A 12,260-nucleotide genomic window follows, 5' to 3' on the forward strand; every position below is an offset into this window, starting at 1 on the left:
CGTAAACTACCCAGGCTATGGAGCAGATGGTATCTATATTCGAGCAACGCCTAACGGTAAGCACCTTACCACTTGGGCAAAAAACACCCCAGTCTCTGTCGTCGCAGAAATAGGGAACTGGTTAAAAATTAAGTACAACAATGGATATGCCTATACGTACAAAACTCACGTCAAAAAAGGAAATCCTCCTGTAGGTTATAAAGCCTATGGTAAGGATTATGTCTACATTAGGCAAACACCTAATGGAAAACACTTATCTACGTGGCCGGAGGGAACACCATTTTATGTCTATGCCCAAAATGGAAATTGGATGGTCATTAAATATGGAAGTAGCTATGCATATACTTATAAAAGTCATGTAACGAAAAATGCACCATCTGAAAAAGTTTTGTATAAGGGAACAACAACCGCAAATTTAAATGTTAGAGTTTCTGCAAGCGGTAGCGCTGCGAAAATTGCCGAACTACAAAAAAACACACCTGTCGAAGTTGTCCGAACAGGTAGTTGGCTGAAGATTAAACATAAACTTGGTTACGCCTATGTATCTGGTCGCTATGTAAAAAAGCAAACACTATCTACACCAACAAAACCTAAAAAATCAACGAACTATCAGACAACTACTTATAAGTATAGTTTAGATACAATAACCAAAAAGCAAATGAGAGTCAGTCCACAAACGGATAAACATTATAATATGTTCATCTCTCAAGGGGCCTTTGTCTCAAAAGGAAAACTTTGGATTTCAGGGTCTTCTGGTGTCGTACAAAGCGGAACATGGAACGTTCGTGGTGGCCCAAGCACTAATAGTTGGGCCGTAACACAGATTTCAAAAGGAAAAAAAGTGACCATTAAGAGAAAAGTCACATCAGGAAAAAATACGTGGTATCAAATTGATTTTCCTACAGGTTGGGTAAACGCGAGTCCGGCCGACGTTGAGTATTATTTAAATCCGGCAAACTTCCAAGCTGGATCAACAGCATACTTTCAATTCCTTAAACTTTCATCTGCAACAAATTTAAATACGAATGAAGTTAATGAGAAAATCCTAAAAAGAAAAGGAATCCTTTCAGGTAAAGCAAGTTCATTTATTAAAGCTGCTAAAGAACAAGGCATCAATGAGCTCTATCTTATTTCACACTCTCTTCTAGAGACAGGTAATGGCACTTCAACCCTAGCTAAAGGAATAATAGTTAATAGCGTAGGTGGGAAATCTGTTAAACCAAAAAAAGTATACAACATGTATGGCATTGGTGCTATTGATTCTAATCCAATTAAGTATGGCGCTGAGACAGCCTATAGAGAAGGATGGTTCACACCAGAAGCCGCGATCGTTGGAGGAGCTAAATTTATATCATCACTCTATATCCATAACGGACAAGACACGTTATATAAAATGCGATGGAACCCATCAGCACCAGCTACACATCAATATGCTTCAGATATTGGCTGGGCGGTAAAACAAACGTCACAGATAAAGAAACTCTATGATCTATTATCAAGTTACACGATCACATATGAAATTCCTAAATATCAATAATTATTCGTTAAAGCTACCTTTTTTAGGTAGCTTTTTTATTCAGATATCCGATTTCCCCCCTCCCCTCCCACTCTAGCACTACTTATTTACTAGTATTGTTTACTCATTTTATTTCAAAACTTGATTTTTTTCTACAAAAAAACCTATCAAGTAAACAGCTATGATATTATTAGATTATTAATCTGAATTTAAAAAATTCTACTACATACATAAAGGAGACGAAATGAAAAAGTACGTTAAAATCATAACTATTTCGATTGCTATTTTACTATTTTTTAACATCGTTCTACCGAGTATTTCCTTAGCAGCAACGGCATACACAGCAATTGAAAATTTAAACGTTAGATCTACACCTAGCACAAATAAAAAATCGATTGGTTTGGCCAAAAAAGGGACCAAACTAACTGTTACAGGAACAAGCGGAAGTTGGTATAAAATTAAATACAACCATAAATCTGCCTATGTCTATGCCAAGTATGTGAAGAAAACAAATACATCAACACCTGTACTTATTAATATTAAATATGATGGTTATGGTGCTAATAGTGTCTATATTCGAGCTACTCCTAATGGAAAGCATCTGACAACTTGGTCAAAGAACACCCCTATCTCTGTCGTTGGTCAAATAGGTAACTGGTTAAAAATAAAGTATAATAACGGCTATGCTTATACATATAAAACGCATGTCAAAAAAGGTAAACCAGCACCTCTCTATAAAGCCTATGGAAAAGATGCAGTGGATGTAATTGATAAATCAAATGGCAAAAAACTGACGACATGGCCAGAGGGAACATCTTTCAACGTCTATGCACAAAATGGTGATTGGATGGTCATTAACTATGGCAGTGGCTATGCTTATACAAACAAAGGTCATGTTACAAAGACGGCTCCTTCGGTTAAAGTTTTAGATAAAGGGGTTACGACTGATAAGCTAAATGTCCGGAGTGCACCAAGTAAACATGCAGTTATATTCACCATTTTTTCTAAAGATAAACAAGTAGAAATCGTTGGATCAACAGGCAGTTGGTTAAAAATTAAATATAATTCTGGTTATGCGTATGTTTCTGCTGCCTATGTCACGAAACAATCAACTAATAAACCAAAACCTATATCTAAACCAGATCCAATTGAAAAAAAAGTAGTTTACCAGGTTTCGCCGTATGATCTTAAAACTGCCATAACTAACCAAGTTGGCCGAGCGCAAACTTATTATGACAAAAGCAAGTTTTCATTTTACATTATCAAAAATGCACTAACTTATGATGCCAAATCAATGAAGTGGATGGCTAATGACACATGGAATGTACGAAGCGGTCCTGGAATCAACTACCCGGTTTTAACAACTCTAGTTACTTCAAAAAAAGTGGACATTGATAGTCAAATTAATGGTTGGTATAAACTTAAGAATTTCCATCCGACGACCATTAATGCCAGTTATGAGGAAATCGAAAAATATTTAAATCCAAATAACTATTCAACCAATGATTTTCAATTTCTCAAACTCTCTTCACCATCATATGCAAGTAGCTCTGAAATAAATGAAAAAATACTCAAAGGTAAAGGCATTTTAGAAGGAAAAGCGGATAGCTTTATTAAAGCTGCTGAGCTATATCATATCAATGAACTTTATTTAATCGCACATACTTTACATGAAACGGGTCAAGGGACTTCCGATCTTGCAACAGGGAAATTAAAAATTGATCCAAATACCGGACAATTATCAACAAACGATTCGGGCATTTCTGTTTATAATATGTATGGCATTGGTGCCTATGATGGACAGTCAGAAAAAACCGGTGCAGAATACGCATATAAAATTGACTCAAAAATAGGAAAAGAAAGATGGGATACTCCAGAAAAAGCCATCATTAACGGTGCCAAGTGGATTGCTGATGGGTATATAAATGCCGGTCAAGATACACTTTATAAAATGCGATGGGATCCAAACCCTACCAAATCTTATTCACATCAATATGCAACCGACATTGCATGGGCCGTAAAACAAACGCCTAAAATAAAAAGCATGTATGATCTTCTATCAAATTATTCAATTACCTTTGAAATCCCAAAATATAAGTAATTCCTTTACCTTGAGGATATCCTCCTCAAGGCTTTTTTACACTTTAAGAAAGCATACTAATTTAAGGTATAAAACTAGGCGTCCTTTATCACCTACCTTTAATCACATTCATTCGTTATATAAAGCAACGAACTAAATAATCCTTAGATTTTTGGGTATATATAATACAGATCAGCATCTCAATTCGTGAACCTATTTTGTATATGTCTATGACTTTAATACATATTATCCGAGGAGGTACATAATGGAAGGCAAATCACTGATGGAGGTTGAAAAACTCGCCGCAAAAAAGTTGAAAATTTTCCACAAAAGTAAAACACGATTTTTATCCCGGGCTATTGTTGCCAGTATGTTCATTGGATTTGGTGTTATAGTATCATTTAAAACAGGAAATTTCTTTTTTTCCGTGGATTCCCCAGCAGCTTATCCCATGGCTGCCCTAGTGTTTGGTTCAGCTATTATCCTGATTTCTTATGGCGGTGGTGATTTATTTACAGGAAATACGTTTTATTATACCTATGCCGCCTTACGAAAAAAGATCACATGGTTTGATGTTGTGAAAATTTGGGCTACAAGTTATGTCGGAAATATTATAGGTGCTGCCTTTTTTGCTTTAATGATTTATTTAACGGGATTGTTTAATAGTCCCGACGTCAATCGTTTTTTACTATATGTAGCCGATCATAAAGTACATGCTCCCATCTTAGAACTCTTTTTTAGAGGCATTCTCTGTAATTGGCTTGTATGTCTTGCTTTCTTCATTCCGATGACATTAAAAGGTGATGGACCCAAAATTTTTGCTATGGTGCTCTTTGTATTTTGTTTTTTTATTTCGGGATATGAACATAGTATTGCTAACATGTGTACCTTCGCGATCGCCCTTGTATTAAATCAGGACCCTGCTATTAATATTGTCAGTGTTGTTCGGAATATTATACCAGTAACGTTGGGAAATCTCGTCGGTGGTGTCTTCTTTATGGGGGTCATGTACTATTACGTTAATAAACCATTTATGGATGAACTCGATGAAGAATAAGTTGACGTCTATAAGTCATCATTCAGGTGGAATGAGATATTCGCGATAATAATATTGGCGGTTTGCTACAAAAATTTTATTTTGATGCGTAAACCAAAAACCTAACTCCTTCACCTTGAGACCCGTTACTTTGCCATCTTGGTCTACCAAAGGTTCTTTAAAACGAATAAGTCGATTTCTAAATGAACAGAGATTCATTGTTATATCTTTGGCTAGTACCAAATCCATCCCTTGTTCATCAAGGGACGGATTTAATTCTACAGTATCTAATCGCTTCCATGCACCGTCTAAGTTTATTTCAAAATCAACTAGCATCCAACTATCATCCCTTCTAGTGCGTGTTCAAAAAGGTGACAAATTAGAAGCAAGAAGATCAAGGCGGCGCTGTTTTGAGGACCGGAATGTAGGTTTTTGCTACATGAGGACCGGAAAAACAAGCCAACGCCGAGATTCGTAGCTTATCATTTGGTGACTTTTTGAACAACCTCTTCTAAATACATATCATCATTATGTCCATACTATATCTCTTGTTAGACATGTATTATTAGTTAAGAAAGGATGAGATCCATTTGAGAACCATAAAGTATAATCCTCTCTATTGCACAGGAATCTTAAAGTGTGAGATTGAAGAAATTTCTGATTCGATCCAAGCAAGGTATATCCTCTCAGTGAAATTAAATCACGATAACAACCGAACTATTACCTTTATTCTTATGAATCCAAGCAAAGCTACAACATCTGCCTCAGATATGACCGTCAATAAAGTGATTAAGTTTGCTTATAATGAAGGATATGGGAAAGCCCTATTTTTTAATCTCTTTCCTTTTTATGAAACGCATTCTAACGGTTTATCCAATATTTTTAATACCATTAGACGCATAGACAATCATGACCTAGATAAAATTTTCGAGAAAAATTTGAACTACATAAAACACTATATGAGTAAAGCTGATAAAGTCGTATTCGGTTGGGGAGATCCATCAAAAAACATCTCTGAATCCTTGCATAAGAAACTAACTCAATCAATTATTGATCATTGTAAGAAAATGAATATTACCCCGTATGTTTTTAAAACGCATTATCAATCACTCTTAACCTTGAAAGGTTCTCCAAGACATCCCATTCGCCCTAGACTAGAGGGGATTGTACCTTTAGATATGAGTAACTCAACCACTTAAGAGAGTGTGAAATAAATTTTTGTCTATTAGTGTGTGTTCAAAAAGGTGGCAAATTAGAAGCAAGAAGATCAAGGCGGCGCTGTTTTGAGGACTGGAATGTAGGTTTTTACTACATGAGGACCGGAAAAACGAGCCAACGCCGAGATTCGTAGCTTATCATTTGGTGACTTTTTGAACAACCTCTATTAGATTTTTTTCAATTTTTCCGATAAAAATATCGTTTTAATATCTTCTATAGACTTTGCTAAATATGTTGGTTTACAGCTCTGTAATTCTTCGTATGAACCGAACCCATATAGTACCCCAATGGAATCGATTCCCGCATTATGAGCACCAATAAGATCATGTTCTCGATCGCCAATCATGACAAAATGGTCTTTCTTGTGATCATGAAATCTATCTAATATAAAATTAATGATTTCCGTTTTCGAAGATCGCGTTCCATCAAAATGACTACCGACGACTAAATCAAAATATTGGTCAATCTTAAAATACTTTAAAATTTGTTCGGCATATACTGTAGGCTTCGATGTTGCCACAACTAAAGTATATTGCTGTTCTTTCAAAGAATTTAACAACTCCGGAATACCTCGATATAACTCGTTCTCAAATATTCCTTTATCTTTAAAACGTTCTCGATAAAAATCAATCGCTGTTTTTGAAGATGTCTGGTCAAAGTTATAATATTCAGTAAATGACACTTGAAGTGGTGGGCCTATAAAACATTCTAATTTATCGATGTCAGGCTCATTAATACCCATTCTCTTTAAGGCATACTGAACGGACTTTGTAATTCCAATTTTCGGATCTGACAGAGTACCGTCTAAATCAAATAAAATGATTTTATATTTAGGCATACACTTCTCTCCTCATCAAATATGTTTGTGTTTCAATATTAACTATTCTAAATTACACTAATTATATCATTCATTAAGTATGACTGAACCTCTCATGACTAAGAGTGTTCTCGGCTATTTCATAAATTCATAGCATAAAGATAAACTTCTGCACACAAAAGAATCGTGTTTCTATCAGATTTTTGGGTGGTACTCCAAGAAGATTTCATCTCTATTGGTCTTAATGCCGCATCACTTCACCAATTATAGTTTATCATAACGTCTTAAGGGACACGCTTTATCCATCTTGTTAAAGAAAACTTATCGATTGCAAGGCCTGTAAGGCGCTAGAACAGGGGCCTGGTTGTTTCTTAATGTGCAATAAACCCCTGAAGTAAAATTCTCTTCAGGGGATTGGAATTAGCATTTTTTAACTATCGTTTTTAAGTTTTACCCCCATAAAATCTTCTCTTATAAGACTTTCGAGGATAATACCGGATAACCCAATTTTTTGATTGTTTCCTCTAATTGACTTGCATTTACTTGGCTTTCATCAAACTCAGTCTTTACTTTACTTGAGTTAAACATGACTTTGGCGGATTCTACACCTTCAGTTTTATTGAGTGTTGTTTCAATTTTTTTAATACAAGACGGACAAGTTAATGGTCCTAATTGGAAAATACCTTTTGACATTTTTTGTTTCCTCCTTTTTCTTTTATTTTAAATCGTTTCTTTGTTTAAAAAATTGATGCTTATCAAGTTGTATATTTTTTATGAAACATAAGACTCTCTTACTTTATGATTCTGTTTATTAAGTTTTTGGCTAGCTTTCGTTTTAAAACCAATTAATCGCATGGCATTCAAGATGACAACTAGTACGCTGCCTTCATGGATGAACATCCCTCCAGCCAGATGCAATTGTCCAGCAAGTACACCAAGGATCAAGATGACTACAACGGCTAAGGCAATAGTGATATTTTGATGCATGTTCCGAATTGTCGCTTTTGATAAAGAATAGGCATGGGCGTATTGAGAAAGTTTATCTGCCATTAAAACAACATCGGCCGTTTCCATTGAAACATCTGTACCGCCTTCCCCCATTGCTAATCCAATATCTGCCGTTGCAATAGCAGGTGCGTCATTAATTCCATCCCCAGCCATTGCGACGATCGCTCCTTGTTCTTTTAATTTCTTCACATACTCTACTTTTTCATTTGGCAATAATTCTGCATGAAACTCATCTATTCCAAGTTGTTTTGCTACTGCTCTAGCTGTGTGGCGGTTATCGCCTGTTAACATCACAATTCGTTTTATTCCATTTTCCCGCATATCTTCTAAGGCCACTTTAGCGTCATCTCGAACTTGGTCTGCAATCGATATAATAGCAACTAAGTGGTTATCAATAGCGATGAAGATCGATGTATTCCCCGCTTTTTCTCGATTAACCGCATATTGTGTCGCGTCGGAACTGATCTCGATTCTTTCAGTATTCATCAGCTTACGGTTACCTGCAACAATTGAATAACCATCAACTGTCGCTGTGATACCATGACCTTTAATCGCTTCGCTTTCACTAATTGTATAAGAATTTAAATCCATTCCCTTTCTTTCTGCTTCTTTCACAATCGTTTGACCTAAATGGTGTTCCGATATCGTTTCTGCTTTTGCCACTAAGCCTAAAATCTTGTCAGTTGGCATAAAAGTAAACGTATGCAAATCTGTCACTTCTGGTTTTCCTTTTGTTAATGTGCCTGTTTTATCAAAAACTAACGTGTCAACTTTAGCGAAATTCCCCATGATGTCACCACCTTTGATCAAAACGCCATTTTTTGCTCCATTACCAATTCCCGCAACATTAGAAACTGGAGCTCCGATGACCAGTGCACCTGGACAAGCAATGACTAAGAACGTAATAGCTAAGTGTACATCACGAGTCATAATATAAACGAGTACAGAAAGTAGAGTAACTGCTGGTGTATAGTAATTAGAAAATCGATCCAAGAAACGCTCTGCTTTTGATTTCGAATCCTGTGCCTCTTCTACAAGTTCAATAATTTTGGAAAAGGTTGTATCATCTCCAACCTTTTCTACAATAATTTCGATATAGCCTGTGTCAAGAATTGAGCCACTATATACGTGGTCATCATTTGCTTTGTTAATAGGTCGAGATTCACCGGTAATAGCTGCTTCATTTATTGATGCGTGACCTTGTACAATCACACCATCCACCGGAATCTTACCCCCAGGTAAAACAACTAAACGATGACCTTCTTGTACATCATCAATACTGATATTCTGTCTGGTACCATCTTCACGAAGTAAGGTTGCTTCCTGAGGCGCCATATCCACTAATTCCTTAAGTGATGAACGTGTCTTTTGCAAAGTCCGGACTTCTAAATAATCTCCGAACAAGAATAAGAAGGTCACGACAGCTGACTCCGTATATTCATGAATAAAAACAGCTCCAATGACAGCCATTGTTACGAGTAATTCAATACTAAATACCCTCATGCGAATCGCCTGCCAGGCTTTAATAGCAATCGGAATAACAGCAATGACGGTTGCTGCAATAAGAAGGACATTACTCCATTCGGCCATCTTAAATGCCTTTGCTATAAAAGCTGCGGCAATTATAAGACCAGAAAGCAGAGTCATATGATTTTTGTGGTGATGGATTCTTTCAGTCATTTTGATTCCTCCTTTTTTGGAGCTTATTTCCCTTTGATGACTTAATCTTATTGGAATCAAAGCTAGAAGGAATTGACCTTGGTCAAGAAATGAAAAAATTTTTGAAAGTAAGGGGATCGCTATTTTGCGTATTGAAGTAGTTTATCTAAGTCAGGAATTCTTATATGCCTTTTTGGTAATTGTTCAATCAATCCTTTATGTTCCAATTCAGTAAATTTTCGACTAATGGTCTCAGGCGTTGTACCTAGATACGAAGCTAAATCTTTTTTTGACATAGGTAGTGTAATAGTGGGACCATTTTCTTCATCATTTTCCACACAGTCCACTAAATAGGCAATAATTCGTGTTTCGACCTTTTCTATCGCGACTTGCATGGTTTGCCTTTCTGAACCTTCCAGGCGTGAGGACATCTCTTCGATGATTTTTAAGGCGATCGTCGGATGCTGTAACAAATGGGCTTGTAAATCGGTTTGTTTGATTAGGCAGATTGATGTTTTCTGGATAGTTACCGCATAATTTTCATGAACCTCACCAGGATGAAATAAGGTCCATTCCCCAATAAAATCCCCAGGATTCAATATTCTGATCAGTTGTTCCTTTCCTGAATCAGCTAAACGGTAAATTTGAATCTTTCCTTGACTCACAATATACAAAGTATCATCTCTTTCTCCCGCACGAAAGAGCATCTCCCCTTTTTGCAACTCCAACGTTTTTGCCGATTCGGCTATTTTATCCATCTGTTGGTCCTCCAAGTGATTAAATATAGGTACCGAACGGATACACTTTGCATGGCTATGTTTTGAATGATGTATCATTTGAATTTCTCCTTTTTCATAACGGAAATGAATGAGACCTGTTATCTTTTCAATAAACTCATTATCGTACACTGTAACTCCACAATCAATTTGTTTTCCTTCGCATAGTTAATTCGTTCTTCAAACTGCTGCTGGATTTGATAATCATCTAACTATTTATATATAATTTGGAAATTGATGCTGAAGAGTTTTTAAAGTGGGTTTTAAGCAATGATCTGACTTTCATCGACATTAATGTGAGGTACTTTTGGATTAATTGAGGCACTCTGGCATTGATTTGAGGTACTTTTGGATTAATTGAGGCACTCTGGCTCTGATTTGAGCTACTTCTGGATTAATTGAGGCTCTCTGGCATTGATTTGAGCTACTTTTGGATTAATTGAGGCTCTCTGGCATTGATTTGAGCTACTTTTGGATTAATTGAGGCTCTCTGGCATTGATTTGAGCTACTTTGGTTTAATTGAGGCTCTCTGGCACTGATTTGAGGTACTTTTGGATTAATTGAGGCTCTCTGGCATTGATTTGAGGTACTTTGGTTTAATTGAGGCTCTCTGGCACTGATTTGAGGTACTTCTGGATTAATTGAGGGACTCTGGCATTGTTTTGAGCTACTTCTGGATTAATTGAGGCTCTCTGGCATTGATTTGAGCTACTTTTGGATTAATTGAGGGACTCTGGCTCTGATTTGAGCTACTTCTGGATTAATTGAGGCTCTCTGGCATTGTTTTGAGCTACTTCTGGATTAATTGAGGGACTCTGGCATTGATTTGAGCTACTTCTGGATTAATTGAGGCTCTCTGGCTCTGATTTGAGCTACTTCTGGATTAATTGAGGCTCTCTGGCATTGTTTTGAGCTACTTCTGGATTAATTGAGGGACTCTGGCATTGATTTGAGCTACTTTTGGATTAATTGAGGCACTCTGGCATTGATTTGAGCTACTTTGGTTTAATTGAGGCTCTCTGGCACTGATTTGAGGTACTTCTGGTTTAATTGAGGGACTCTGGCATTGATTTGAGCTACTTCTGGATTAATTGAGGGACTCTGGCATTGTTTTGAGCTATTTTTGGATTAATTGAGGCTCTCTGGCCCTGATTTGAGCTACTTTTGGATTAATTGAGGGACTCTGGCTCTGATTTGAGCTACTTTTGGATTAATTGAAATATTGGATTTATACCTTTAGATCATCCATCCACAATTGTGGTCCACTTTTTCTCTCTATCCATTAATCTATCAAAGGTCCATCAATTTAAGCCCCTTTCCAGTAATACTTTCTTTGAGGGGCTATCGATAAAACGTTTACTTAATTTGAAAAACTCATCTCTGGTAGGTCGTTGGGGTCTATTTTATTTGGCCATTGGCTAATTAATTCTTATTTCAAGGGCATTTTTGAAGAAAATAAAAAAAGCTTTCCTTTATTTTCTATTGAAATCAACAAAAAGTGTTTTTGTCCTTCACTATTCGTCTATTCATTTCCAACATCTCAGAATAAAATGATTAGTATATTGGACAAGGAGGTGGTTTATAATGAGTAGAAAAGAATATGACTTTGTTGCTGATTGGTTTGATTTTTCCGAAGGTACTGACACATTCGATATGGAAATAGAATCAAGTCCGAAATCCACTAGGCATCACTCGAGCAAAAGAAATCCTAGTACCTCTCGAGGTAGAGTTAGGAATATAAGTCCCTCCACTTGTCAGCAACTTGCTGATATTATTGGAGGCGTAGTTGTTACAGCAGATCCAGTTTGTGTAGTTCAACGGCTACGTGAAATAAATGCAACTATTCTAGGACGTCGAACTCAGTCACCTTTAGCCCTTCCATTTGCTCTTTCATTTGAAAACAACGGCCTAAACTTAGGAGAATCAGTCGTCTTGCAAAAAGAAATTAACCCATTCATGACAGAATTAAGAAAAAGAGGGTTTATAGTCACTGCCGTTCATAATCACTGGCTATTTGATAATCCACGATTAATGTATATGCACTGGGAAAATGCTGGAGACGACCCGTTTGATTTTGCTAGAAAAAGCTTTGAAGCTGCAAGAGCAGCAGGTCTTTTTAAAAAATAAACTTGTTAAAATATAGAAACTT

Annotated in this window: 10 protein-coding genes; 5 read left to right on the top strand and 5 right to left on the bottom strand. The window is 36.5% G+C overall.

What is annotated here, in order from left to right; genetic code table 11:
- The 3 genes from FG390_RS13565 to FG390_RS13575 all read left to right on the top strand — a co-directional run.
- Positions 1-1,537, top strand: a 1,537-nt coding sequence (locus FG390_RS13565) for an SH3 domain-containing protein (protein ID WP_181406500.1), incomplete at its 5' end; no start/stop codon positions are given.
- Between the two features lie 223 nt (positions 1,538-1,760).
- Complete coding sequence (locus tag FG390_RS13570) at positions 1,761-3,617, top strand: SH3 domain-containing protein (protein ID WP_141191580.1); 1,857 nt, start codon at positions 1,761-1,763, stop codon at positions 3,615-3,617.
- A 244-nt stretch (positions 3,618-3,861) separates the two neighbouring features.
- The gene (locus FG390_RS13575) at positions 3,862-4,653 is read left to right on the top strand and encodes a formate/nitrite transporter family protein (protein ID WP_141191581.1); all 792 of its coding nucleotides are present in this window, start codon (positions 3,862-3,864) and stop codon (positions 4,651-4,653) included.
- An 18-nt stretch (positions 4,654-4,671) separates the two neighbouring features.
- Here the strand turns inward: FG390_RS13575 and FG390_RS13580 are convergent, their stop codons facing one another.
- Complete coding sequence (locus FG390_RS13580) at positions 4,672-4,968, bottom strand: hypothetical protein (protein WP_141191582.1); 297 nt, start codon at positions 4,966-4,968, stop codon at positions 4,672-4,674.
- Positions 4,969-5,222: 254 nt separating this feature from the next.
- Here FG390_RS13580 and FG390_RS13585 point away from each other — a divergent pair, with 254 nt between their 5' ends.
- Positions 5,223-5,831 (top strand): DUF1643 domain-containing protein, encoded by a 609-nt coding sequence (locus FG390_RS13585; protein WP_181406501.1) that lies wholly within the window; start codon positions 5,223-5,225, stop codon positions 5,829-5,831.
- Positions 5,832-6,016: 185 nt separating this feature from the next.
- Here FG390_RS13585 and FG390_RS13590 read toward each other — a convergent pair whose 3' ends face one another.
- The 4 genes from FG390_RS13590 to FG390_RS13605 all read right to left on the bottom strand — a co-directional run bounded on the left by FG390_RS13590 (position 6,017) and on the right by FG390_RS13605 (position 10,170).
- Positions 6,017-6,688, bottom strand: coding sequence for an HAD family hydrolase (locus FG390_RS13590; RefSeq protein ID WP_141191584.1), 672 nt, complete (start codon positions 6,686-6,688; stop codon positions 6,017-6,019).
- Between the two features lie 450 nt (positions 6,689-7,138).
- Positions 7,139-7,360 (bottom strand): heavy-metal-associated domain-containing protein, encoded by a 222-nt coding sequence (locus FG390_RS13595; protein ID WP_141191585.1) that lies wholly within the window; start codon positions 7,358-7,360, stop codon positions 7,139-7,141.
- A 78-nt stretch (positions 7,361-7,438) separates the two neighbouring features.
- Positions 7,439-9,355, bottom strand: a complete 1,917-nt coding sequence (locus FG390_RS13600; RefSeq protein WP_141191586.1) for a heavy metal translocating P-type ATPase — start codon at positions 9,353-9,355, stop codon at positions 7,439-7,441.
- A gap of 119 nt (positions 9,356-9,474) precedes the next feature.
- Positions 9,475-10,170: a Crp/Fnr family transcriptional regulator gene (locus FG390_RS13605; RefSeq protein ID WP_309147216.1), complete on the bottom strand. Its 696-nt coding sequence runs from the start codon at positions 10,168-10,170 to the stop codon at positions 9,475-9,477.
- A 1,525-nt stretch (positions 10,171-11,695) separates the two neighbouring features.
- Here FG390_RS13605 and FG390_RS13610 point away from each other — a divergent pair.
- Positions 11,696-12,238 carry a DUF1259 domain-containing protein gene (locus tag FG390_RS13610; RefSeq protein ID WP_309147215.1) on the top strand — a complete coding sequence of 181 codons (543 nt, stop codon included), beginning with the start codon at positions 11,696-11,698 and terminating at the stop codon, positions 12,236-12,238.
- Positions 12,239-12,260: the final 22 nt, after the last annotated feature.

The sequence above is a fragment of the Terrilactibacillus laevilacticus genome, from assembly GCF_006517395.1.
In the GTDB taxonomy this organism is placed as follows: domain Bacteria; phylum Bacillota; class Bacilli; order Bacillales; family Sporolactobacillaceae; genus Terrilactibacillus; species Terrilactibacillus laevilacticus.

Coding starts and splice junctions, on each gene's coding strand:
- FG390_RS13570 (WP_141191580.1), top strand. CDS start 1,761: ATGAAAAAGTACGTTAAAATCATAACTATTTCGATTGCTATTTTACTA.
- FG390_RS13575 (WP_141191581.1), top strand. CDS start 3,862: ATGGAAGGCAAATCACTGATGGAGGTTGAAAAACTCGCCGCAAAAAAG.
- FG390_RS13580 (WP_141191582.1), bottom strand. CDS start 4,968: ATGCTAGTTGATTTTGAAATAAACTTAGACGGTGCATGGAAGCGATTA.
- FG390_RS13590 (WP_141191584.1), bottom strand. CDS start 6,688: ATGCCTAAATATAAAATCATTTTATTTGATTTAGACGGTACTCTGTCA.
- FG390_RS13595 (WP_141191585.1), bottom strand. CDS start 7,360: ATGTCAAAAGGTATTTTCCAATTAGGACCATTAACTTGTCCGTCTTGT.
- FG390_RS13600 (WP_141191586.1), bottom strand. CDS start 9,355: ATGACTGAAAGAATCCATCACCACAAAAATCATATGACTCTGCTTTCT.
- FG390_RS13605 (WP_309147216.1), bottom strand. CDS start 10,170: ATGATACATCATTCAAAACATAGCCATGCAAAGTGTATCCGTTCGGTA.
- FG390_RS13610 (WP_309147215.1), top strand. CDS start 11,696: ATGAGTAGAAAAGAATATGACTTTGTTGCTGATTGGTTTGATTTTTCC.